We start from the raw sequence: 21,879 nt of genomic DNA, 5'->3' as shown, positions 1-21,879 counted from the left end.
AGACGCGTTATTTGCCGTTTCGACGGGATGTTCAGCTCGTTTCGGAGTGAATAGCGTGTCTCCGTTTCGTTATCCTGCCGGAACCTCGTGTTTTGACACAAATAAGTCGTCTCTGTTTCGCAAGGACTGCGCTGCAACTGACCCACACCAGGGGGTGATCGCATGTTCCGGCTGCTCGTCCGTTCAGGCCGCGGGTTCGCGGCCGCCATGCAGCTGCTCACCCGGATTCCGGTGCCGCTCGAGGTGCCGTATGACCAAGGCACGATGAGGGCAAGCGCCGTCTCGTTTCCGCTGGCCGGCGCTGCCGTCGGGCTGGTGACGGCCGCTTCAGCGGCGGCGCTCCTGCTTCTGCTGCCCGCATGGCCCGCAGCGGCGTTGACGCTGGCGGTGTGGACGGCGGTCACCGGCGGGCTGCATCTGGACGGCTGGATCGACACGGCTGACGGCACGCTCAGCAATTGGCCGCGGGAGCGGATGCTCGAAATCATGAAGGACAGCCGGGTCGGCGCGATGGGTGCGATGGCCGGCGTCTTGCTGCTCATCGTCAAATTCGCCGCGCTCGCGTCGCTGCTCGATAGCGCCGGGCCGGCATGCTGGGCGATGCTCGCCGCCATCCCGGTGTGGAGCCGCTGGTGGATGACCGCGGCAATGGCCGCGTGGCCGAACGCCCGCGGCGAGGGCGGCATGGGCGCGCTGTTCCGCGGCGTCCGCGCCGTGCACGCGGGAGGCGCAGCCGCCGCCGGGCTGGCGGTGACCTTCGCGCTGCTGTGCGCAGGCGGCGCCGCGCCGATTGAATGGGGCGGCTTGCCGGCGCCCGGCGCTGCCGCGCTTGCGGCGGCGGCGTTTCCGGCCTTGGCCGCCGCGTTCGGCTGGCCGCTCGGCCGATGGCTGGCGCGCCGGCTCGGCGGCCAGACCGGCGACACGTACGGCGCCATGAACGAATGGACGGAAGCCTGGCTGCTGCTCGCCCTGTCGGCCCTCTATGCCTGAATCCCCGCCCAACCTTCCGTTGTGAAACCCGGCCTGCCTCGATTACAATGGCACTATGAAGTCCAACCATCATTCCAATCTCATCAACACCGGTACATCATCTGAAATTCAACGCGCGCTCGTCCGCCTGGACGAGTTGCCGATGCCCGTCGATTCAGCCGTGCCCCGGCTGCTCGAAGCGCTGCGCGAGCACGGCGGCGCGGTGCTCACGGCCGCACCGGGCGCGGGCAAGACGACGCGCGTGCCGCTCCGGCTGCTGGGCGAGCCGTGGCTTGACGGCCGGCGCATCCTGATGCTCGAGCCGCGCCGGATGGCGGCCCGCAGCGCGGCCGCCTACATGGCGTCGCTGCTCGGCGAGCGCCCCGGCCGGACGGTCGGGTACCGGATCCGGATGGAAAGCCGGGTCAGTCCCGACACGCGGATTGAAGTCGTGACCGAAGGCGTGCTCACCCGCATGCTGCAGTCGGATCCGTCGCTGGAAGGATACGGCGTCGTCATATTCGACGAATTCCATGAGCGGAGCCTGCATGCCGATCTCGGCCTGGCGCTGTGCCTCGAGGCGAAGCAGGTGCTGCGGGACGATCTCCGCCTCCTCGTCATGTCCGCGACGCTGGACAGCGGGTCGGTCGCGGAACTGATGGGCGGCGTGCCGGTCGTCGCGAGCGAAGGCCGGCAATATCCGGTCGAAACCCGCTATATGCCGAAACCGGCGGATGTGCCGCTGGAGGAGCATGTCGTCCGGGCGATCCGCCGCGCCTTGGCGGAGGAGACGGGCGGCCTGCTCGTCTTCCTGCCCGGCGAGCGGGAGATTCGCCGCACCGCCGCACTGCTCGGCGCGCCGGAAGGGACGGCCGTGCTGCCGCTGTACGGCGCGCTCCCGCAGCAGGAGCAGGACCGGGCGCTGGCCGATCCCGAGCCCGGCATCCGCAAAATCGTCCTGGCAACGACGATCGCCGAAACGAGCCTTACCGTCAGCGGCATCCGCGTCGTCATCGATTCCGGCCTGAAGCGCGTGCCGAAATTTTCACCGCGCACCGGGATGACGCGGCTCGCGACGACGCCCGTTTCGCTCGATTCCGCCGAACAGCGCCGCGGCCGCGCCGGCCGGCTCGAACCCGGCGTCTGCTACCGGCTGTGGTCGGAGGAGCAGGAGCGGGCGATGCCGAAGGCGATCGTGCCGGAGATGCTGGAAGCGGACCTGGCGCCGCTCCTGCTCGAACTTGACGCGTGGGGCGCGTCGGACCCGCGGGCGCTGCCGTTTCTCGACCCCCCGCCCGAAGCCGCGCTTGCGCAGGCGGCGGAGCTGCTCGAGCAGCTTGAAGCACGGGATGCCGACGGCAAGCTGACGCCGCACGGCCGCCGCATGGCGGAGACGGGGCTGCATCCCCGTCTCGCGCACATGGCGATCAAGGCGCTCGAGCTGGGTCAAGGCGCGCTGGCGTGCGAGCTGGCGGCGCTGCTCGAAGAGCGCGACGTGCTGCTGAACCAGGGACCGGAAGGCCCCGACGTCCAGGTGCAGCCGCGCCTTCAGACGCTCCGGGCGGCCGCCGCGGGCCGCATCCCGTCCGGCGTCCACGAGAGCGCAGCCCGCCGCGCCGCGGCGGAAGCGGCCCATCTGAAGCGGCAATTCGGCGTCCCGGAGCACGAACGTCCGGACGACCGGTTCGCCGGTCTTCTGCTCGGCTTCGCCTATCCGGACCGGATCGGCATGCGGCGAAACTCCGGAACGCCGGGAAGCGGAGCAGCCTACACCCTCGCCGTCGGCCGGGGCGCCGCGCTGCCCGCCGGTTCACCGCTCGCATCGGAACCGTTCATCGTTGCGGCCGAGCTGGATGATGCCGGCGCCGACTCCCGCATCCGGCTGGCCTCTCCGTTTGACGCTTCGTGGTTCGAGGCTCATTTTGCCGACAAGGTCCGGGAAGAGAAGTCCGTCGCCTGGGACCGGCAGTCCGGCACGGTGCGGGCGAGGCGGCTCGTCCGCTTCGGCGCGCTCGTCCTGAAGGAGACGGCGCTTGACAAACCGGAGCCGGAGGAGATCGCGAAGGCGCTGCTCGACGCGCTGCGCGCGGAAGGGCTCGACCGCCTGCCGTGGACAAAACAGGCCCGCCAGCTGCGGGGGCGGCTGGCGGCGCTGCACCGGCTCGATCCGTCGTGGCCCGACGTGTCGGACGAGGCGCTCCTTGCAAGCCTGGAAGAATGGCTGCTGCCATACGTCATCGGCATGAAATCGCTCGACGACCTGAAGCGGCTCGATCTCGCGGCCGCGCTCGAATCGATGCTCGACTGGAACCGCCGGCGCGAGCTGGACGAGGAAGCGCCGACCCACTATCGCGTGCCGAGCGGCTCGCGCATCGCGATCGACTACTCGGACCCGTCGGCGCCGGTGCTGGCGGCGCGGCTGCAGGAACTGTTCGGCATGAGCCGGACGCCGGTCATCGGCTACGGCCGGCTGCCGCTGACGCTGCACATTCTGTCGCCGGCGATGCGTCCCGTCCAGGTGACGCAGGATTTGGAAGGCTTCTGGAAGAATGGTTATTTCGAAGTGAAGAAAGAGCTGAAAGGCCGCTACCCGAAGCACTATTGGCCGGACGACCCGGCCACGGCGACGGCGACAAGCCGCGTGCGGCCGCAGCCGCGAGAAGGGCGGGAGTAAGGATGGCGTTCGGCATCAGCCGCGCGGAGCTCGACGCATGGAAAGCGGAAGTCGCATCCGGCCGCATCGCCTACCTGACCCATTACTGGCTTGACCCGCGCTTTCCGGGCGTGACGACGGTAACGAAGGTCGGGTGCGCCGATCTGGACCTGCTTGCGGCGTGGTGCAGGCGATGGGGGCTGAACCCCGCCTACATTCACCGGCGCGGCGCATATCCGCATTTCGACCTGATCGGCCCGCGGCAGAAGGCGATTCTGGCCGCGGAAGGGCTCTGGTCGCACATCCGGCGGTTCAATCTGTAAGACGGTAAAAATCATTCCGCGTGAAGCGGCACGTCAATCGATGAATGGAGGGATGACGGAATGGAGCAGCTGCTGTTCATTCAGCTCGGTATGGGGGCCGACCTTCACGGCCAGAATGTGACGACCGCGGCGGTGCGCGCCGTGCGCGACGCGATCCACCGCAATTCGATGCCGGGCCTCCGGAGCATGCTGCCGGGCGGCTCGCTGGACAATATGAAAGTGAAGGTGAAGCTGGCCGTCCCTTGCGATCATGACAAGCTGGACATCGACGCCGTGACGGCGGAGCTGCCTTTCGGCGAGGTGACCGTTGAAGTGATGAACGGCGGCATGGCGACGACGAGCGGCATCGTGATTCCCGAGAAGGGCGATGTGAATGATCTGATGTACGTCGTCATCGCATCGGTGGAAGTCGGAAGGTAGCCTGCGGCTGTAACTTTTTCCCTGGTATCGGCGTCTAAAGGGAAAACTGCCTTGTGTGACGGGAGGGTGAAGGCGTGGCGTTACGCGCACGTTTGTTCCTCCCCGTGATCCTGCTGTCCTTCGCCGGCTGGCTGTTCGCCCTGCATCCGGCGCCGGTCCGCGCCTGTTCCTGTCTGCAGCCGCTTCCCCCGGACGAAGCGCTGCGGCAGGCGGACGCGGTGTTCGCGGGCGAGGTGACGGATTTCCGGAAAGCGGAACCGGGCAACGGGGAGACTTTATCCGATCTGTACGAAGCGGTGTTCCGCGTGACGGCGATGTGGAAAGGCCCTGACGCGGACCGGATCAAAGTCTTGACGGCAGATCCGTCGCAATTGATGTGCGGCTACCGGTTCGAACCGGGCGTCCGCTATCTGGTCTATGCCTACGAGACGACCGAGGGATTGGATACGAGCATCTGCACGCGTACAACCGTTCTCGACACGGCCGATTACGATCTGTCCGTGCTGGGTGAAGGAACGCCTCCGCCGTCGACGAGGCGGAACGATTGGCTGATCGGGAGCGGCATCGTTTTCGCCTTGGCTGCGGCGAGCCTGACCGTATATGTACAGGTTCGTCGGCGTCGGCGGGAACAGGGGGAGAGATGATGCGCCGAAGACGGGGCGTGCTCTTGATGTTGCTGCTGCTTGTCGGGTGGGGGCTCGCCTCGGGTCCGACACCCGCGCATGCTTGTTCCTGCGTGGAAATCCCATCCCCGGAGATCGCGCTGCAGAGAAGCGCTGCCGTGTTTGCCGGCGAAGTGTTGTCGGTCAGGCAAAAGGGACCGAATCTGTTCGGAGGAGGATACGCCGAGCATCCGATCCGGGTGACATTCCGCGTCACGGAAACCTGGAAAGGCGTAGAGGCGGACCGGCTGACGGTGCATACGTCGATGTCCACCTGCGGCTTCGATTTCGATGAAGGCATGCGGTACATCGTGTATGCCTACGAGACATCGGAAGGTCTGGCGACCGGGCTGTGCACGCGCACGGCCGAACTGGCGAAAGCGTCGGACGATTTGGCGGCGCTGGGCAAAGGCAAGGTGCCGCCGTCGCCGGAGCCGGATAAGCGCGGCCTGTACCTGTTCCCGACGGGTACGGTGCTGGCCTGCTTTTCGGCTGTTGTCCTCGTGATCCGGCTTCTGCGACTGCGGCGCCGGCATTGGACGAGACAGAGGGGGAAGCGGTAATGCGCATCAGACTTGTCATGCTCGTCATCGTGCTGCTGATCGGCGGGGGAATATTCGGCACAAATCCGGCACCCGCCCATGCCTCATGCGCGGAAATTCCTTCTCCCGAAACCGCGTTGCAGCAAAGCGACGCCGTGTTCTCCGGCATTGTGCTGTCGGTGAAGGCGTTGAACCGGTCCAAATGGGGATCCTCCGCCGATCCGGTCGAGGTGGCATTCCGTGTGACGGAGTCCTGGAAAGGCGTCGATTCGGACAGGGTGACGGTTCGCATGGCGGCGTCTGTTGCGAACCGTTTTGTCGAGGGCATGCCGTACATGGTCTATGCCAGGAAGACGTTGACCGGTCTCAGAATCGATTCGTGCACGCGCACGGCCGAACTGGCGAAGGCGTCGGACGATTTGGCGGCGCTGGGCAAGGGCAAGGTGCCGCCGCCGTCGCCGGAACTGGAAAGCGCCATCCGCTCAAATCCGGCCGGCAAGTACCTGTTCTGGTCCGGAACGGCGTTCGCCGCTCTTGCGGCCATCGTCTTCGTGCTGCTGATCCTGCGTCTGCGGCGCCGGCATTGAACATCTACGTCTGGAGGATCCGATTTGGACAAAATCGCGGTTATTTCGGATATTCACGGCAATCTGCCGGCGCTGGAAGCGGTGCTGGAGGACATCGCGGCGCGCGGCGTTGAGACGATCTATTGTCTGGGCGACCTGATCGGCAAGGGGCCGTCCGGCGATGCGGCCATCGACCTCGTCCGGCGCCATTGCAAAGCCGTGATCCGGGGGAACTGGGACGATTTCGTGCCGCGGGAGTCCGATCCCGAATCCGAAGTTGTGCGCTGGCATCAATCCGTTATCGGCGAGGAGCGGATGGATTACCTGCGCTCGCTGCCTTTCATGATCGAGTTTGTTCTGAGCGGCAAGCGGGTCCGGTTGTTTCACGCCTCACCCCGGAGCGTCTATGAGCGCATCCAGCTGTGGGACCCGGATGAACGCCGCTTGACAATGTTCGAGCCGTCGCCGCATTGCACGGAGCCCGTGACGGCGGACATTGTCGGATATGGCGACATCCATAACGCCTATGTCCAGCATCTGGCGGGCCGCACGCTGTTCAATGCGGGCAGCGTCGGCAATCCGCTGGATTTGCCGGCCGCTTCCTATGCGCTGCTGGAAGGGGAGCTCGGCGGCGAAGCGCCGGCGCCGTGGTCGATCCAGCTGCTGCGGGTCCCTTACGATGTCGAGCGGGCAATCCGCGAGGCGAAGGCGGCGGGCATGCCGGAATTCGCCGAATATGAACGGGAATTGCGCACGGCGCGCTATCGGAGGCTGGACGGTTGAAGAAGGAAACTCCGGTGCGGAAGCCGGGATCGGAAAGGCGGGTGTGCACGATGAATACCGATGAGCTAATCGTGATCATTTTGATGGCCGGGGTACTTCACTTGTTGGGGTTGACGATGGTGATCCGGAACGCCATCAACCAATCGAAGCTGACGGATCGGCTGGCGGAGCTGACGGACGAAGTCCGGATGCTGCGCCGTGAACTGGCCAGGGAGAAGGCGCAAATCATCGACAAGCGCGTCTGAAGCGGGAAGACGCCCCCGGTATGTTCCATACATAAGATACGTGCAAGTTTTTGCGAATGGAAATCCATTGCCTGCTTTTGTGAACGCGTGTTATGATGGAAGCCACGGTATCAAATTGATACAGCAGATTACCGGAATACGGGAGGCGGGTTACATGGCAGAACGGACGATCAAATGGGGCATTATGGGGCCTGGCGGCATTTCGAGGACATTCGCGACGGATCTGAAACGGGTCGAAGGCGCCGAACTGGTGGCGGTCGGTTCGCGCTCGAAGGAGCGGGCCGAGGCGTTCGCGGCGGAGTTCGGGGCGAAACGCGCATACGGCAGCTGCGAGGAGCTGGCCGCGGATCCCGAAGTGGACATCGTTTATGTCGGCACGGTGCATCCGGCCCACAGGGACAACATGCTGACCCTGATCCGCGGCGGCAAGGCCGTGCTGTGCGAGAAGCCGTTCACGATGAACGCGAAGCAGGCCGAGGAAGTGATCCGGGAAGCCCGGGTGCGCGGCGTCTTCCTGATGGAAGCGATGTGGACGCGCTATCTGCCGCCGATCGTGAAAGTTCGGGAGTGGCTGCGCGAAGGGAAGATCGGCGAAGTGCTCCTGATGACCGCCGATTTCGGCTTCGATATCGGCTGGCAGCCCGAAGGACGGCTGCTGAACAAGGAACTCGGCGGCGGCGCGCTGCTTGACGCGGGCATCTATCCGGTTTCTTTCGCCTCCATGGTGTTCGGCACGCAGCCGAAACGCATTTCGTCGACCGCCCGGATCGGCAAGACGGAAGTGGACGAGCAGTTCGCCGCGCTGTTCGAGTACGAAGACGGGCGCGCAGCCCAGGTCGCCGCGGCGGTGCGGCTCAGAACGTCGAATGAAGCCATCCTGTACGGCACGAAAGGACAGATCCGCATCCCGGATTTCCTGTTCGGCAAATCGGCAACGCTGCTCGTGCACGGCGAAGAACCGGTGACGTTCACCGACAACCGGGAAGCGAAAGGCTACAACTTCGAGGCGGAGGAAGCGATGCGCTGCCTGCGGGAGGGCAAGAAGGAGAGCGACGTCATGCCGCTCGACGAGACGCTGGCCATCATGCGGACGCTCGATGCGCTCCGCGCGCAATGGAATTTGACTTATCCGTACGCAGACTGATTCGATGTAACGACCGCCTGGCGGACTTGCGCCGTCCAGGCGTCGTTTGCATCCGGCAAAGAAATACCATCCATTGGGAATATCAAATATGTCCAGTTTTTCTTTCATCTGCTCTATTGTTTCGCCTCGTCCGAACATCGATAATGGGGGCAGACTCGGCAAACATTTGCGGGAATCGGACCCGTCATACCTGTTGAGCAAGGAGTGGAATCGTCATGGACCGCAGCGGCAACGTGCAGCTTCGTCCGCCGCATGAATGTCTTCCCGCCATCCGGGTTGCGGGCGATATCGTGAAACGCGCCGGCACCGGTCTCGGGCCGCGGCAGATCGAAGACTACGAACTGCTCTATTTTCCCGACGGCACCAAAAGCATCTACCGCGTAGGCGAAATGGCGTACACGCTCAGCGAACCGTGTTTCATCGTGACGAGACCGGGCGAGACGCATCAGTACGAGTACGATCCGGTGCAGCCGTCCCGCCACTTGTTCATCCATTTCGGCTATTTCCACCGAAACGGGGAGGCGCCGCCGCTTGCGATCCTGCAGCCGGACGGTCCGTCCGTCATCCCGGCGGAAGACGAATTGCTCGTCGGCATGATGAAGCAGATCATGAACATCGCGTATCTGTATCCCGACAAGCTGCAGCAGCGGGGCAGCGCCTTGCTGGCCGCCTTGCTCGAGGAGATCAACGGCCTGATCGTCGATCAGCCGGTCACGCGGGACAAAAACCGCATTCCGCCGCAGATTCTGAAAGCGCTTGACTACATCGACAAGCATCTCGACGAACCGCTTTCGATTGATCGGCTGGCGCAGAGTGTCGGCTGGACGCATGAGCATTTCTCGCGCTCCTTCGTCCGCTACACGGGCCGCACGCCGCGGGAGATGATCATCCAGCGCCGGATCGAGCGGGCATGCCAGCTGCTGCTCTACGAGGAACGGAGCGTGAAGAACGTCGCCTATGCGGTCGGGTTCACGGACGAGAACTATTTCTGCCGGGTGTTCAAGAACGTGAAAGGGATTACCGCCACCAAATATCGAAAAAAATACTACGATCCGCGGTACAGCGAGCTGCATCCGGTCAGCGAGAGCGATTCTCCCTATCCGCCGAATCGCATCCTGTACAACGCGGGCTCAAGCTACTGATGCCGGACTCATGCTTATCTTTTCGGGGAAAGGATGGTCGAACGAATGAAGGATACGCTGAACGTCGGTCTGATCGGGTACGGATTCGCCGGCAAGACGTTCCACGCGCCGGTCATCACGTGCGTGCCGGGACTCAAGCTCGCGAAAGTCGTCGAACGCCGGACGGATCGCGCAAAGCAGGATTACCCGCAGGTCGAGATCGTGCGCGACGTGAACGGTCTGTATGCAGATCCGCAACTCGACATCGTCGTTGTCACGACGCCGAGCACCGACCATTTCACCTTCGCCCGCGACGCGCTGCTCGCCGGCAAGCATGTCATCGTCGAGAAGCCGTTTACGGTGACGTCTGCCGAAGCGGATGAGCTGATCGCGCTCGCGAAGGCGCGCGGCCTTGTGCTCAGCGTCTTCCACAACCGCAGGTGGGACGGCGATTTTCAAACCGTGCGCGAGATTGTGCGCGGCGGAAAGCTTGGCCGGATCGTGTCCGCCGAGTTTCGCTGGGATCGCTACAATCCGTATCCCGCTCCGGGCAGATGGCGCGACAGCGCGGCGCCGGGAGCCGGCGTCTGGTACGATCTCGGCGTCCATTTCCTCGATCAGGCGCTGCAGCTGTTCGGCACGCCGAAGACGATCCGGGCGGACATCCGGACGCAGCGGGAGGGTGTCGCCGCCGATGACGCCTTCGATGTGACGCTCGGCTACGAGAACGGACTGAGCGTCAGACTGTATTCTTCGCTCATTGTCCGCACGCCCGGCCCGCGCTACCGGCTGAACGGAACGAACGGATCGTTCGTGAAGTACGGCGAAGACCCGCAGGAGAACGCCCTCAAGGCGGGCGGGAAGCCGTCCGATCCCGGCTGGGGCCGCGATCCCGAAGCGAATTGGGGCACGCTGGACATCATGCAGGACGGCCTCCGGTTCACCGGCAAGGTCGAGACGCTGCCCGGCGCGTACCAGAACTATTTCGCGAATGTGCGGGATGCGGTGAACGGCGCCGGCGAACTCGCCGTGAAACCCGAGGAGGCGCGCGCGGCAATCCGCCTGATCGAGCTCGGCTTGCAGAGCAGCCGGGAAGGACGGACGATCGAAGTTTCACTGTAATCGACATTATCGATTTTTGCGGGAGGCGGCCTGAGCATGGGCGATGCACTTTTTCCGTTTCAAACCTGTCTGAACGCATCCACGCTGTTCCCGTACAAATTGGACATCCGGGAGCAGCTTCGGGTCGCCGCCGAGGCCGGCTATGACGGCATTGAAATCTGGATGCGCGATCTCGAAGCTTACACCGCATCCGGAGGATCGATCGCGGAGCTTAAGGATTACGCCGCTTCACTCGGCATCGCGATCCCGAATGCGATCGCCTTCTTCCGCTGGGCGGATATGAGTGAAACGGCGAGGCACGACGGTTTCGCGCAAGCCGAGCGGGAGATGAAGATGCTCGCCGAGCTGGGCTGCCCGGCCGTCGCCGCGCCGCCGTACGGCGACGTCGACGGCGCGGGTCCGGAACATTTCGCCGCGCATTTCGCGGAACTCGTGAGGCTCGGCCGCTCCATGGGCGTCGAGCCGTATCTCGAATTCTGGGGGCGGGCGAAGCGGCTCAATCGGCTGGAAGACGCGGTTGCCGTCCTTGACCTGAGCGGCATCGGCGATGCGAAGCTGCTGCTTGACCCGTTCCATATGTACGTCGGGGGAAGCCGGTTCGATAGCGTCGGCACGTTAAGCGGCGATCGGATCGGCATCGTTCACGCGAACGATTACCCGGCCGAGCCGCCGCGGGAGACGATCGCCGACCGTGACCGCGTCTTTCCGGGCGAAGGCATTGCGCCGCTCGGACGGCTCGCCCGCCTGCTGTGCGATTCGGGTTACGGCGGCTACTTGTCCCTGGAGCTGTTCATTGAAAATTTCGGAGGGCGTACGGCGCCGGACACGGCCCGATACGGCCTGGATTGCCTGAGAAAAGCTTTCTCGGTCGATCACATCGAAGGAGCAAGATCAACGTGAACCCAAAGGACGGAGGCGGCGGATCGGCAGGCAAGACGGTCAAGCTGTCTCTGCTGGCCATCACCTGGCCGATCTTCATTGAATCCGCCCTGCAAACCCTCATTCGGATGACGGACACGTTCATGCTCAGCAAGGTGTCGGACGAGGCGGTGGCCGCCGTCGGCGTGTCCAACCAGATTCTCATGTTCGGCATGCTGCTGTTCAACTTTGTGGCGATGGGGTCCGCCGTCGTTGTCTCGCAGTATCTCGGCGCCGGGCTTAGGCGGGACGTCGGACGGCTCACCGGATCTTCGCTGGCGCTCAACCTGCTGTTCGGGCTGTTCGTCAGCGCGATGGTCGTCCTGTTCTGCGGCGATCTGCTCCGCCTGTTCGGTCTTGAACCGGAGCTGCACGCGATCGCGCAACGCTACCTGCTTATCGCCGGCGGCGGGCTGTTCGTGCAGGCCGTCATGTCTGCGGCGGTCGCGATCATCCAGTCGCACGGCCTGACCCGCCAGACGATGTTCGTCGCGCTCGGCATGAACATCATTCACATCTTCGGCAACTATCTCGTGATCTTCGGCCCGTTCGGCTTCCCGAAGCTGGGCGTGACCGGGGTCGCGATCTCGACGGTTGTCAGCCAGGTTATCGGCATGATCGTCAACCTGTACCTGCTGCGCCGGGCTGTCGAATTGCCGTTCACGCCAAGGCATTTGATCCGGTGGAAATTGGACGACGTGGTCCGGGTGCTTCGCGTCGGCGTTCCGGCGTCGCTCAACAATTTGTCCTATAATGTGAATCAGCTCGTCACGACCGCCATGATTGCCAGCCTCGGCTCGGTCATGCTGACGACGCGCATCTATACGATGAACATCAATTTCATCATCGTGATTTTGTGCATCTCTCTTGGACGGGGCATGCAGATCATCGTCGGCCATCTCGTCGGGGCCGGGGAGCAGGACGAGGCGTACCGGCAGGTGCTGCGCAATTACGGCCGCAGCGTTCTGATCACGCTGGCCGGGGCTGCGGTCATCTGCCTGCTCCGGGTGCCGCTGCTCGATCTGTTCACCGATTCGGAGGAAATCATCCGGATCGGTTCAAATCTGCTTCTGCTCAGCTTCCTGCTGGAACCGGGCCGCAACCTGAACATCATGTTCGAGCGATGCCTGCAAGCCGCCGGCGACGCCCGCTTCACCGCGCTGTCGTCCGTGCTCATCATGTGGCTGTTCAGCGTGCCGCTGACTTATCTGCTCGGCATCCATCTGGGATACGGGCTGCATGGCATCTGGGCCGCATTCATCGCGGATGAGTGGGTGCGCGGCATCGCGCTGTTCCTGAGGTGGAAGAGCAAGGCGTGGAAGTCCAAGGCGATCGTCTCCCGCGCGGCGGAGACGGCCGCCGGCTGAGACTGGAATCCGGGATCGAAATTCCCTCATTCCCGCAAGGGCCGTGTCTGTTCCTGATGTCGGACGGACGCGGCCTCTCGCTTTTGCTGTTGAGAACCATCGGTCGATCCGCTATCCTTGTCTTGTGGGGTGAAGGGATTGGGCTACGTGCTGTTGCTGCTGGCCACCCTCGGATGGAGCTTTGTCGGCATTCTGGTCAAGATCGCATCCGGCATGGCGGACAGCATGTTGATCACATTCGCGCGGTTCGGCTTCGGGGTGCTGTTTCTCGGCGGCTGGCTGCTGCTCAAGGACGGCAGAATCCGGCTGTCCGCCGCGCTGCCTTGGATCTGGATCGGCGCCGCCGGCAAAAGCCTCAACTATTTCTTCGAGAACATGGCGCTCAAATGGGGCTATTCCTACGGCAACATCGTGATTCCGCCCGTCCAGATGATCACGCTGCTGTTCGTCTCGGCCTTGTTCCTGAAGGAGCGCATCGGTCCCAAAGGCTGGACGGCCGCGGCGCTCTCCCTGGCGGGCATCCTGATCATCGGCTGGGGCAATGCGGGCGGGGAGCTCGCGGAAGGCGGGAACGGGCTGACGACGCTGTGCTTCGCGATCGCCGGAGTGGGCGCCGCGATTCACGTCCTCAGCCAGAGGTCGCTGGTCAAGGAGATGGATGCGGCGACGATGAATTTCGTCGTCTTCTTCTGGGCCGCAGTCATGACGGCGGTGCCGCTGCCGTTCGCGGGCGATCCGCTGCCGGGCGGGTTTTCGGCCGCGGCATGGGCCGCGATGATCGCCCTCGGCCTCATCACCGGGCTCAGCTTTCTCTGCTTCGGGGAAGCGATCAAGCGCGTGCCGTTCCCCGCCGTCATCATCATCAGCAATTGTCAGGTGCTGTTCCAGCTCATCTGGTCGGCCGCGTTGTTTCGCGAACCGATTACGCTGTGGATCATCGCGGGAGCGTTCCTGTTCACGGCGGGCATTGTGCTACTGAACATGCCGCTGAAGAAGCGCGTGGTGATCCGGGACGGCGGAGCGGCTGCCGCGACGCGGCACGCGGAAGGGTAGAATATGAAAGACGAAGCTGCCGCGGGAAAAGGAGGGTATGCCATGAACATCATCCATCACGGCGGCCATCAGATACTGCTGCTGACGGCGGGCACGGGAGACAAGCCGCTGCTCCGGAATCTCATGCAGCTCTATCTGCATGAGATCAGCGAGTTTACCGGCGCCGACCCCGATGATCACGGCATATTCGATTATCCCGAGTTCGATTATTATTTCACGGCGGAAGGCCGGCAGGAGGGGCGGCTGCCGATCTTGATCCGGATCGACGGCACCGCGGCCGGCTTCGCGATGATCAACGGATTCAGTCTGGTCGCGCCGCGCACGCCTTCGACGCGGCATCTGTCGGACTTCCTCATTCTGCGCAAATGGCGCCGCCGTTCCATCGGCAAAGCCGTCGTGCGCGAAATTTTCGAGTCGTACCCCGGCTTGTGGGAGATCAAGCAGCGCCGGGAGCATGAAGGTGCGCAGCGCTTCTGGCGCAATGTCATCCGCGAGTACACGGCGGGCGGGTACAAGGAGACCGAACTCAACGACGACCGGTGGGACGGCTTCGTCCAGACGTTCGACAACAGCAGCCGGCTGTGAGCGGGAACTTGCGGACGGACAAGCCCGGGTGAAGTCACGGCGCGGGCGGCGCTTCGCCGGCCAGCCGGCTGATCCATTGTTCATCCACGATGACCGGTTCACCGGGCACGTCCTCAAGACGGAAGCGGCCGATCAGTTCATGCGCGGCGATCGGCTCGACGCGGTCGTGGAGGCCGCTGACCGACGCGATTGCGCCGATGATCGTCTCCGCCCGGACGCCCCGTCCGCGCAGCGCGCGGATCGAGAGCGCGCCGTGCCGTTTGGCCAGCCGCTTGCCGTCCGGTCCGCACAGGAGCGGCACATGCGCGTAGCGCGGGATTTCAAGGCCGAGCGCTTCGAACAGGAACAGCTGCCTGGGCGTCGAATCGAGCAGATCCGCGCCGCGCACGACATCGGTGATGCCCATCGCGGCGTCGTCAACGACGACCGCGAGCTGATAGCTGACAATGCCGTCCGCCCGGCGGACGACGAAATCGCCGCCCGCGCCCGGTTCGAACCGCTGCGGTCCGGCCGCGCCGTCCTCGAACGCCGCGGCGCGGTCCGGCAGGCGGAACCGGAGCGACGGGCTTTTTCGGCTTTCCCGTTCCCGGCGCTCTTCCTCGGTCAGCTTTCGGCATGTCCCCGGATAGGCGGGGCCTTCGCTGCCGAGACCGTGCGGCGCGCTGGCGACGGCCATCAGTTCGGCGCGGCTGCAATAGCAAGGGTAGAGCAGCTGCTGCTCCTCGAGCCGCTTCAAGGCCCGCTCGTAATCTCCGAGCCGCAAGGACTGGACATAAGGTCCGAACGGACCGCCGATGTCCGGCCCCTCGTCCCAGTCGATGCCGAGCCAGCGGAGATCCTCCATCAGCAGATCATAATATTGCGGCTTGCAGCGCGGCTTGTCGATATCTTCAATGCGGAGAATGAATTGACCGCCCCGGCTCCGCGCGTCGAGCCAGGCCAGCAGGGCGGTCCTGGCGTTGCCGACATGCATTTCGCCGGACGGCGTCGGAGCGAAACGTCCGCGATACGTCATCGGTTCACCTCCCGGGCGGGAACGCATCTTACGCCGGTCATGATAGCACGGCTCGGGCGGACGCGCAATGATGAAGCGGACAAATCACCGGGACCGGCAACCATAAGGACGATGGCAGGGAACGCGGGATCAGACGCGGATAAGACGGACAACCGGAAGGAGATGGGATGATGATCGAGCTGTTCAGATTGAACTGGAAAATGCGGGACGAATGGTTCCGCTGGTGCCTGGACGTGCCGCAGGTCGAACTCGACGCGCCGCGGCTCGACGGGGAGGGATCCATCCTCCGCACGCTGTTCCATATCATCGATGTCGAGCAATATTGGATCCGGCGTTTTGCCTACGGAACGGAACATCGGTACGAATATGCGGAATATGCGGATCTCGACGCGCTGCACGCTTTGTCCAGACGGCTCAGGCCGTTCGTGGAAGAGACGGTCAGGTCCTGGACGCCGGTACGCGATCGCGAAATCCGGGTTGTGCAGCATGAGGACGGAACGGCATCCGAGTTGGTGTTCGGTGACATTCTGCGCTGGCTCGTCCAGCATGAGGCCTATCACGCCGGACAGCTCACGGTCTGGTCGCGGGAGCTTGGATTCGATCCGGTCCCGCTTGCCTGCGCTTGGCCGGCGGGCGACTCGATGGATGCGGAAGGAGCCGGATGAAGAAGATGGGCCGCATCGCGTGGGACTTCGAGCGGCTGGAAGCGATGCGCGGTCTTCTTGAAGACCGCGGCATGCGGAGCATCGCGGTGGCCGAGGGCGGAGAGACGGTCTGGTCCTGGCATGCGTCGGGGCAGGACAGGCTGTCGGCGGTCTATTCGATCACGAAGAGCGTCCTGTCGCTGCTCGTCGGCATTGCGATTCATGAGGGGTTGATCGGCGGGCCGGACGACCGGATCGGCGACTATCTGCTGCTGCCGAAGGACGGGCATCCGCGGTTGTCGTCGATCCGGCTTCGCCATCTGCTGACGATGACGTCCGGCATCGATTGGCCCGATTTCGACAAGCCTTACTGGGCGATGAAACGAAGCGCGGACGGCGTAAAATTCGTATTGTCCCGGCCGGTCGCGCATGAGCCGGGAACGGTGTTCGCGTACAATACCGGCGGTTCCCATCTGCTCGCGGCGATTCTCGCGGCGGCGGCGGGCTCAAGCGTGCTGGATTACGCCCGCAAGCGGCTGTTCGAACCGCTGGGCATCCGCCGCGTCAAGTGGAATGCGCTGCACGGCATCCACGAGGGCGGCACCGGGCTGTACCTCAAGACGGAGGATTTGCTCAAGATCGGGATGCTGACCGTTCAGGAAGGCGTATGGGAAGGCCGGCGGATCGTGCCGGCGGAGTGGATCCGGGAATCGACCCGGCCCGCGTCGAAAGGGCTGGCGCTGTACAAACCGCCGATCTTCGGCCGGTACGGCTTCCACTGGTGGGTCGCGGATCCCGCGGAAGACCGGCCGGGGTACGCCTTCGCGCTCGGCTTCAGCGGCCAATATCTGGCGGTCGTGCCTTCTCTCGGCATCGCCGCCGTGCTGCGCCGGAATGCCACCACGCGGGCGGATTCGATGAAGTCGCGGTCCCTGCTCGACGAGTACATTTTGCGCGCGGCAACGGGATCCCGGACATGAAATCGGGGAGACGGGTGACATTTTTCAGGTTCATTTAAGGCAAGCGTTCTCCATTCGTGGTACAGTGGTTGACGTACGCGAATGGAGAGGAGCAATTGGACGATGAATGAACGCAACCATGACCAACCGACGGCGGGAACCCTCGGCTGGAAAATTTCGACCGCCGTGCTGGCCGTGCTTCTGATCGTCTCGCTTCTGCTGCATGTTTTCGGCAGCCGGGCGGGAAGCGCCGAAGCCGTGGCGACCGTGAACGGGGTCAAGATTACGAAGGACGAGCTGTTCGATGAAATGGCGGCATACGGCGGGAGCAGCGTGCTCGACGATCTGATCCGTCAGGAAGTGATCCGGCAGGCGGTCGAGGAAGCCGGAAAGACGGCATCTGATGAAGAAGTGCAGGCGCGGATGGAGAAATTCGCCGAGCCCTACGGATCGATGGACGCGTTCCTGGCAGAGATCGCGTATTACGGCTATTCCGAGGAAATGCTGCGGGAGCAGGTTGCAACGCAGATCAAGATCGAGAAAATCATCGGGGCGGACGTCGCCGTCACGGACGAAGAAATCGCGGCGTATTTCGAAGAGAACAAGGACAGCTTCGACCAGCCGGAGACGGTGAGGGCGTCGCACATCCTGGTCGAGACACGGGAAGAAGCGGAATCACTGCTCAAGCAGCTGGAGGCGGGAGCGGATTTCGCCGAGCTTGCCGCCGAGCATACGCTCGATGAAATGACGAAAGAAAGCGGCGGCGATATCGGCGATTTCGCACGCGGCGAGATGGAGGAAGGATTCGAGGAAACGGCGTTCAGCCTTGAAATCGGCGAAACGGCCATTGCCGAGACGAGCTACGGCTTTCACGTCGTTCGCGTGACGGACAAGTCCGCCGCGCAGGAAGCGACGCTGGATTCGGCGCGCGAAGAGATCGTCGATTATCTGACCCAATCGAAGCTTGCCGATCTGGTCGACGGCTGGATCGCGGATCGCGAAGCGGAAGCGGACATCGAGTATCTGATGGAATGGTAACGGGCTCGGCACGGGGTGACTCCGCAGCGCTTGCGGCGCATACAATGTCTGTAGATCAATCAACCGGAAGGAGGGCGGCCATGCGGATCATCGTCGTATCGGACACGCATATGCCGCGCAGCGCGAAATCGATACCGGCTCCGCTGCGGGAAGCGCTGACAACGGCGGACTATATTCTGCACGCCGGCGATTGGTGCGTGCCGGACGCGGTCCGGGCGTTCGAAGCATACGCCCCGGTCGACGGCGTAGCCGGCAACAACGATGTCCGGGAACTGGCGGAGCGGTTCGGCTGGCGGAAACGGCTGAATCTGGGCGGCATCCGCATCGGAATCGTGCACGGTCACGGCACGGGCGGAACGACCGAGTCGAGGGCGCGGCAGGCGTTCAAGAACGAGAAGGTGGATGTCATCCTGTTCGGCCATTCCCATGTGCCGCTCAACCGGCGGGACGGAGGCGTCCTGATGTTCAATCCGGGCTCGCCGACCGCGCGGCGGAGACAGGCCCATCATTCATTCGGCATCTGGGACATTGAGGACGGTATTCTGCAGGTGAGGCACGTCTTTTTCTGATGAATGAAGCGGCGGCGCATTTGAGGGCAGCGCTCCGGATATGATACGATGGTATTTGAACCTGTTTCCGGAACAAGGGGTCGTCATTTCGTCATGAAACGGATGCTGTTCGCGCTGCCGTTAATCCTCATTCTCTACATCGGCCTGAATGTCTATATCGGATGGAACTTGCGGATGTTCCTGGAATGGCTGGCCGGACCGATTCCGGGAGCGGTCTTCTGGATTCCGTTCCTGCTCGTCGCCTTCGGCTTCCCGATCGGCCGGATCGGGCGCGGCGCCGGCCCCGTCCTGCGTCTGCTCAAAGTGGCCGGTGCCTACTATTTTGCCCTGTTCGAATACGGCTGCCTGCTGCTGCCTCCGGCCGACATCGCGGGCTGGCTGCTCAGGGAAGCCGGGTACGGCGCATCGATACATATCGGCGTGCCGGGCGCGGCCGTTGCGATGGTGCTGCTTGTGCTGTTCATCACCGGCAGCATCAACGCCTGGTCGCCCGTGGTGCGTGAATATCGCCTTGAAGTGCCGAAGGATGCGGGGGGCCTCGGCTCGCTGCGCATTCTGGCCGCTTCGGACCTGCACCTCGGCAATATCGTGGGCAACCGGCACCTGCGCCGGCTGATCGGGGCGGCGGAAGCAAGGAAGCCGGATCTGATTCTGCTGGCCGGCGATGTCATTGACGATGACATCGAACCGTTCATCCGCAACCGGATGGACGAGACGCTCGGCCGGTTGAAAGCGCCATACGGCATCTATGCCGTCCTCGGCAACCATGAATATTACGGCGGCCAGATCGAAGCCTATGTGCGGCGCGCCGCGGATGCCGGCATTCGCGTGCTGCGCGACGAGACGGTGACGATTGACGGCTGCTTCCAAATCGCGGGCCGGAAGGACAAGACGGCGGAAGGCGCCGGGCCGGACGGACGGCTGCCGGTGAGCCGGCTGCTGGAACCGCTCGATCCGAAGCTGCCGATTCTCCTGATGGATCACCAGCCGCTGGCTCTCGGCGAGGCGGCGCAGGCGGGAGCGGATCTTCTGCTGTCCGGCCATACCCACCGCGGCCAGTTCGCGCCCAACCATCTGGTGACCAGGCGGCTTTTCGAACTCGATTGGGGCTACAAGCGGATCGGCGGCATGCACGCCCTTGTCTCGTCCGGCTTCGGCACATGGGGACCGGCCATCCGGCTCGCCAGCCGCTCCGAGCTGCTGGACATCACACTCGTCTTCACGGGAAGCCAACGTTCGGAAAATCGTGACAAACCGGGCGGCGCGGAAGCCGGAGGATCGTTTACAATAGAGGATGGACAAGCCGCCAATTCGTGAAGGAGGGGCCGTCTGTGCCTTCGGTACGTGAACGCAACTGGATTCCGCTCATTTTCATTTTCACCTTTGTTCTCGTCGGCATCATCACGCTGCTGTTTTTCCTGCCGGGGTACGAGGGCGAAGTCGGTTTTGACGTGACGGTGCTGCCGCTCCTGAACGCGGTCTACAACTGCTTCACATTCAGCTTCCTGGTCATCGCGCTGGTTGCCGTGAAGCGGAAAAATATCAAGATGCACCGCACCTTCATCTGGGCCGCATTCGTTACCACGGCGCTGTTTCTCGTCACTTACGTGGTCTATCACTACCTGACGGAGCCGACTGCATACGGCGGCAGCGAAGTGATGCGCTATATTTATCTGTTCGTCCTGGCCACGCACATCATCCTGGCGATCGTCAATGTGCCGCTGGCGCTGATCTCGGTCACGCTCGGGCTGGGAGGACGCATCAAGCAGCATCGCCGCATCGGGAAATGGACGATGCCGATCTGGCTGTACGTCAGCTTTACGGGCATTGTTGTCTATCTGCTCATTTCGCCGTATTATGGATCTTGACGCTTGAACCGGCATGCCGGTTGGGAGGAGGATGCATATGACGGCATGGCAGGAGATTTCGACACTGGAAGCGTGGGACAAGGTGAGATCGGATTCCGCAAACCGGCAGATCATCGTGCTCAAGCACAGCACCCGTTGTCCCGTATCGGCCAGCGCACTCGAGGAATTTGAGGCTTATCTGGCGGACAAACCGAATCCGGATACAGACTACTATCTCGTCAAGGTGATCGAGTCCCGCCCGGTATCGAACAAGATTGCCGAAGACCTGGGCGTTGTCCATGCTTCGCCGCAGATGATTCTGGTGAAAGACGGCAAAGCGGTATGGAACACGTCGCACTGGTCGGTGACGAAGAAACATATGACCGCCGTGCTGGATTGAAGCAGCCGGCAAGGCAGCAACACCCCCGCTGCGCCCGTTCAAGGCGCGGCGGGGGTGTTGCCGTTCCGGTATGTCATGCGCTCTCTGCAAACATGTAAATGTTGAATTTGCCGATATCCGACAGATCGAGCGGAATCGCAATCGCCTTCTTCTCCACGTAGCGGCTGTGATCCGCCACGATGTCGGGCGGGGTGATGTCGACGGCGATGCCTTCGTTGGAGAGCATGGTGGTGGCGTTGCCGCTGATCATGTTTCCGAGTTCGGCGATGGCGCTGCAGCACATGTCATCGAGTTCGGAAACCGGGTATCCGCCCATCATGACCGAGACGATGCGCAGAGCCACCTGGTGCGGGAAACTGAAGACGACGTCGCCCTGAAATTGACCGAGTATGCCGATCTTGAGCAGCAGGGAATCGCTGCGGCTGTCCACGGATTGCAGCGCGACCTGGCCGACGGACGGCTTCACTTGCATCATGGCTTCAATGACGTGAATGGATGATGCGAGAAACGGGTTGATGTAATTGACGTTCATGGCTGCTGCCTTCTGTTGCATGATTTGAACCCCATATGAAAAAGCGCTTCCGGAACCGGAAGACGCTGATGTTCGGAAGCTGAGCCTGTCCGTCTGATCGGGCTCCCGGCCACGCGGGAAAACCGATCCGGTCCGGCGGCATTGCGTCCCCCTGTCTAATGTCTGGTCTGCGGTTGTCGATTGAAGGGTCTTGCGGACTATTGGTTGTGAATGCCAGGTCCGCTGTATCCCATGTTATCACAAGGAAGGTATGACGCAAAGTACTAAATGCAATTCAACCGGATCAAGACTTTCGTCCAAATCCTCATGCACAGAAACCAACCTTCATGTTTCCCGATTGGTCCATCATACAAAAACCCCCTGCGTTCATTGATGCGCCTGATGCCCTGCGTTCATCATGCG

25 protein-coding genes are annotated in these 21,879 nt (G+C 63.1%); 23 read left to right on the top strand and 2 right to left on the bottom strand.

Going from position 1 to position 21,879, the window contains the following annotated elements; translation table 11 throughout:
- The first annotated feature begins 162 nt into the window (after positions 1-162).
- From cobS to C6W55_RS11770, 16 genes are all read left to right on the top strand, one after another.
- Positions 163-990: an adenosylcobinamide-GDP ribazoletransferase gene (cobS, locus tag C6W55_RS11845; RefSeq protein WP_286892755.1), complete on the top strand. Its 828-nt coding sequence runs from the start codon at positions 163-165 to the stop codon at positions 988-990.
- Positions 991-1,132: 142 nt separating this feature from the next.
- On the top strand, positions 1,133-3,643 hold the full coding sequence (hrpB, locus tag C6W55_RS11840; protein WP_286892754.1) for an ATP-dependent helicase HrpB: 2,511 nt from the start codon (positions 1,133-1,135) through the stop codon (positions 3,641-3,643).
- Positions 3,644-3,645: 2 nt separating this feature from the next.
- Positions 3,646-3,945 carry a hypothetical protein gene (locus tag C6W55_RS11835; protein WP_015254472.1) on the top strand — a complete coding sequence of 100 codons (300 nt, stop codon included), beginning with the start codon at positions 3,646-3,648 and terminating at the stop codon, positions 3,943-3,945.
- 60 nt (positions 3,946-4,005) lie between these two features.
- A complete protein-coding gene (locus C6W55_RS11830) occupies positions 4,006-4,365 on the top strand; it encodes a Lin0512 family protein (RefSeq protein ID WP_286892753.1) in 360 nt (119 codons plus the stop codon).
- A 74-nt stretch (positions 4,366-4,439) separates the two neighbouring features.
- A complete protein-coding gene (locus C6W55_RS11825) occupies positions 4,440-5,009 on the top strand; it encodes a hypothetical protein (RefSeq protein ID WP_286892752.1) in 570 nt (189 codons plus the stop codon).
- Positions 5,009-5,590, top strand: coding sequence for a hypothetical protein (locus C6W55_RS11820; protein ID WP_015254475.1), 582 nt, complete (start codon positions 5,009-5,011; stop codon positions 5,588-5,590). The genes C6W55_RS11825 and C6W55_RS11820 overlap by 1 nt, the downstream gene beginning before the upstream one ends.
- Positions 5,590-6,156 (top strand): hypothetical protein, encoded by a 567-nt coding sequence (locus C6W55_RS11815; protein WP_286892751.1) that lies wholly within the window; start codon positions 5,590-5,592, stop codon positions 6,154-6,156. The genes C6W55_RS11820 and C6W55_RS11815 overlap by 1 nt, the downstream gene beginning before the upstream one ends.
- 24 nt (positions 6,157-6,180) lie before the next feature.
- Positions 6,181-6,918: a metallophosphoesterase family protein gene (locus C6W55_RS11810; RefSeq protein WP_286892750.1), complete on the top strand. Its 738-nt coding sequence runs from the start codon at positions 6,181-6,183 to the stop codon at positions 6,916-6,918.
- Positions 6,915-7,163 (top strand): hypothetical protein, encoded by a 249-nt coding sequence (locus C6W55_RS11805; protein ID WP_286892749.1) that lies wholly within the window; start codon positions 6,915-6,917, stop codon positions 7,161-7,163. Before C6W55_RS11810 ends, C6W55_RS11805 begins: the two co-directional genes overlap by 4 nt.
- Before the next feature lie 154 nt (positions 7,164-7,317).
- Positions 7,318-8,307: a Gfo/Idh/MocA family protein gene (locus C6W55_RS11800; RefSeq protein WP_286892748.1), complete on the top strand. Its 990-nt coding sequence runs from the start codon at positions 7,318-7,320 to the stop codon at positions 8,305-8,307.
- 215 nt (positions 8,308-8,522) lie between these two features.
- Complete coding sequence (locus C6W55_RS11795) at positions 8,523-9,449, top strand: AraC family transcriptional regulator (protein ID WP_015254480.1); 927 nt, start codon at positions 8,523-8,525, stop codon at positions 9,447-9,449.
- A gap of 45 nt (positions 9,450-9,494) precedes the next feature.
- The gene (locus C6W55_RS11790; RefSeq protein ID WP_286892747.1) at positions 9,495-10,550 is read left to right on the top strand and encodes an oxidoreductase; all 1,056 of its coding nucleotides are present in this window, start codon (positions 9,495-9,497) and stop codon (positions 10,548-10,550) included.
- 36 nt (positions 10,551-10,586) lie between these two features.
- Positions 10,587-11,450, top strand: coding sequence for a sugar phosphate isomerase/epimerase family protein (locus C6W55_RS11785; protein ID WP_015254482.1), 864 nt, complete (start codon positions 10,587-10,589; stop codon positions 11,448-11,450).
- Positions 11,447-12,835 carry an MATE family efflux transporter gene (locus tag C6W55_RS11780; protein ID WP_286892746.1) on the top strand — a complete coding sequence of 463 codons (1,389 nt, stop codon included), beginning with the start codon at positions 11,447-11,449 and terminating at the stop codon, positions 12,833-12,835. The genes C6W55_RS11785 and C6W55_RS11780 overlap by 4 nt, the downstream gene beginning before the upstream one ends.
- Positions 12,836-12,982: 147 nt before the next feature.
- On the top strand, positions 12,983-13,888 hold the full coding sequence (locus C6W55_RS11775; protein ID WP_286892789.1) for a DMT family transporter: 906 nt from the start codon (positions 12,983-12,985) through the stop codon (positions 13,886-13,888).
- Positions 13,889-13,930: 42 nt separating this feature from the next.
- On the top strand, positions 13,931-14,473 hold the full coding sequence (locus C6W55_RS11770) for a GNAT family N-acetyltransferase (protein WP_015254485.1): 543 nt from the start codon (positions 13,931-13,933) through the stop codon (positions 14,471-14,473).
- A 34-nt stretch (positions 14,474-14,507) separates the two neighbouring features.
- On the opposite strand, the gene gluQRS is transcribed toward C6W55_RS11770, so the two are convergent.
- Complete coding sequence (gluQRS, locus tag C6W55_RS11765; protein WP_015254486.1) at positions 14,508-15,488, bottom strand: tRNA glutamyl-Q(34) synthetase GluQRS; 981 nt, start codon at positions 15,486-15,488, stop codon at positions 14,508-14,510.
- A gap of 170 nt (positions 15,489-15,658) precedes the next feature.
- Between gluQRS and C6W55_RS11760 the strand changes: the two genes are divergently transcribed.
- From C6W55_RS11760 to ytxJ, 7 genes are all read left to right on the top strand, one after another.
- Positions 15,659-16,153, top strand: coding sequence for a DinB family protein (locus tag C6W55_RS11760; RefSeq protein ID WP_286892745.1), 495 nt, complete (start codon positions 15,659-15,661; stop codon positions 16,151-16,153).
- Positions 16,150-17,112 (top strand): serine hydrolase domain-containing protein, encoded by a 963-nt coding sequence (locus tag C6W55_RS11755; protein ID WP_015254488.1) that lies wholly within the window; start codon positions 16,150-16,152, stop codon positions 17,110-17,112. Before C6W55_RS11760 ends, C6W55_RS11755 begins: the two co-directional genes overlap by 4 nt.
- 102 nt (positions 17,113-17,214) lie before the next feature.
- A complete protein-coding gene (locus C6W55_RS11750) occupies positions 17,215-18,129 on the top strand; it encodes a peptidylprolyl isomerase (protein WP_286892744.1) in 915 nt (304 codons plus the stop codon).
- An 80-nt stretch (positions 18,130-18,209) separates the two neighbouring features.
- Complete coding sequence (locus C6W55_RS11745) at positions 18,210-18,698, top strand: metallophosphoesterase family protein (protein WP_286892743.1); 489 nt, start codon at positions 18,210-18,212, stop codon at positions 18,696-18,698.
- Positions 18,699-18,791: 93 nt separating this feature from the next.
- Positions 18,792-20,015 carry a metallophosphoesterase gene (locus C6W55_RS11740; RefSeq protein WP_286892742.1) on the top strand — a complete coding sequence of 408 codons (1,224 nt, stop codon included), beginning with the start codon at positions 18,792-18,794 and terminating at the stop codon, positions 20,013-20,015.
- Between the two features lie 14 nt (positions 20,016-20,029).
- On the top strand, positions 20,030-20,566 hold the full coding sequence (locus C6W55_RS11735) for a DUF420 domain-containing protein (protein WP_015254492.1): 537 nt from the start codon (positions 20,030-20,032) through the stop codon (positions 20,564-20,566).
- Positions 20,567-20,603: 37 nt separating this feature from the next.
- On the top strand, positions 20,604-20,945 hold the full coding sequence (gene ytxJ, locus C6W55_RS11730; RefSeq protein WP_015254493.1) for a bacillithiol system redox-active protein YtxJ: 342 nt from the start codon (positions 20,604-20,606) through the stop codon (positions 20,943-20,945).
- Between the two features lie 73 nt (positions 20,946-21,018).
- Here ytxJ and C6W55_RS11725 read toward each other — a convergent pair whose 3' ends face one another.
- Complete coding sequence (locus tag C6W55_RS11725; protein WP_015254494.1) at positions 21,019-21,477, bottom strand: chemotaxis protein CheX; 459 nt, start codon at positions 21,475-21,477, stop codon at positions 21,019-21,021.
- Positions 21,478-21,879 lie beyond the last annotated feature (402 nt).

Origin of the sequence: Thermobacillus sp. (assembly GCF_003390775.1) — a bacterium.
Classification (GTDB): Bacteria; Bacillota; Bacilli; order Paenibacillales; family Paenibacillaceae; genus Thermobacillus; species Thermobacillus xylanilyticus.
The sequence above is the reverse complement of the archived record's forward strand: the minus strand, read 5'-3'. Positions and strand labels throughout refer to the sequence as shown.

What these genes read in the sequence shown, in the direction of transcription:
- C6W55_RS11725 (WP_015254494.1), bottom strand. Translation starts at nt 21,477, where the DNA reads ATGAACGTCAATTACATCAACCCGTTTCTCGCATCATCCATTCACGTC.
- cobS (WP_286892755.1), top strand. Translation starts at nt 163, where the DNA reads ATGTTCCGGCTGCTCGTCCGTTCAGGCCGCGGGTTCGCGGCCGCCATG.
- C6W55_RS11760 (WP_286892745.1), top strand. Translation starts at nt 15,659, where the DNA reads ATGATCGAGCTGTTCAGATTGAACTGGAAAATGCGGGACGAATGGTTC.
- C6W55_RS11830 (WP_286892753.1), top strand. Translation starts at nt 4,006, where the DNA reads ATGGAGCAGCTGCTGTTCATTCAGCTCGGTATGGGGGCCGACCTTCAC.
- C6W55_RS11820 (WP_015254475.1), top strand. Translation starts at nt 5,009, where the DNA reads ATGCGCCGAAGACGGGGCGTGCTCTTGATGTTGCTGCTGCTTGTCGGG.
- C6W55_RS11740 (WP_286892742.1), top strand. Translation starts at nt 18,792, where the DNA reads ATGAAACGGATGCTGTTCGCGCTGCCGTTAATCCTCATTCTCTACATC.
- C6W55_RS11800 (WP_286892748.1), top strand. Translation starts at nt 7,318, where the DNA reads ATGGCAGAACGGACGATCAAATGGGGCATTATGGGGCCTGGCGGCATT.
- C6W55_RS11770 (WP_015254485.1), top strand. Translation starts at nt 13,931, where the DNA reads ATGAACATCATCCATCACGGCGGCCATCAGATACTGCTGCTGACGGCG.
- C6W55_RS11785 (WP_015254482.1), top strand. Translation starts at nt 10,587, where the DNA reads ATGGGCGATGCACTTTTTCCGTTTCAAACCTGTCTGAACGCATCCACG.
- C6W55_RS11750 (WP_286892744.1), top strand. Translation starts at nt 17,215, where the DNA reads ATGAATGAACGCAACCATGACCAACCGACGGCGGGAACCCTCGGCTGG.
- hrpB (WP_286892754.1), top strand. Translation starts at nt 1,133, where the DNA reads ATGCCCGTCGATTCAGCCGTGCCCCGGCTGCTCGAAGCGCTGCGCGAG.
- ytxJ (WP_015254493.1), top strand. Translation starts at nt 20,604, where the DNA reads ATGACGGCATGGCAGGAGATTTCGACACTGGAAGCGTGGGACAAGGTG.
- C6W55_RS11790 (WP_286892747.1), top strand. Translation starts at nt 9,495, where the DNA reads ATGAAGGATACGCTGAACGTCGGTCTGATCGGGTACGGATTCGCCGGC.
- C6W55_RS11745 (WP_286892743.1), top strand. Translation starts at nt 18,210, where the DNA reads ATGCGGATCATCGTCGTATCGGACACGCATATGCCGCGCAGCGCGAAA.
- gluQRS (WP_015254486.1), bottom strand. Translation starts at nt 15,488, where the DNA reads ATGACGTATCGCGGACGTTTCGCTCCGACGCCGTCCGGCGAAATGCAT.
- C6W55_RS11755 (WP_015254488.1), top strand. Translation starts at nt 16,150, where the DNA reads ATGAAGAAGATGGGCCGCATCGCGTGGGACTTCGAGCGGCTGGAAGCG.
- C6W55_RS11815 (WP_286892751.1), top strand. Translation starts at nt 5,590, where the DNA reads ATGCGCATCAGACTTGTCATGCTCGTCATCGTGCTGCTGATCGGCGGG.
- C6W55_RS11795 (WP_015254480.1), top strand. Translation starts at nt 8,523, where the DNA reads ATGGACCGCAGCGGCAACGTGCAGCTTCGTCCGCCGCATGAATGTCTT.
- C6W55_RS11835 (WP_015254472.1), top strand. Translation starts at nt 3,646, where the DNA reads ATGGCGTTCGGCATCAGCCGCGCGGAGCTCGACGCATGGAAAGCGGAA.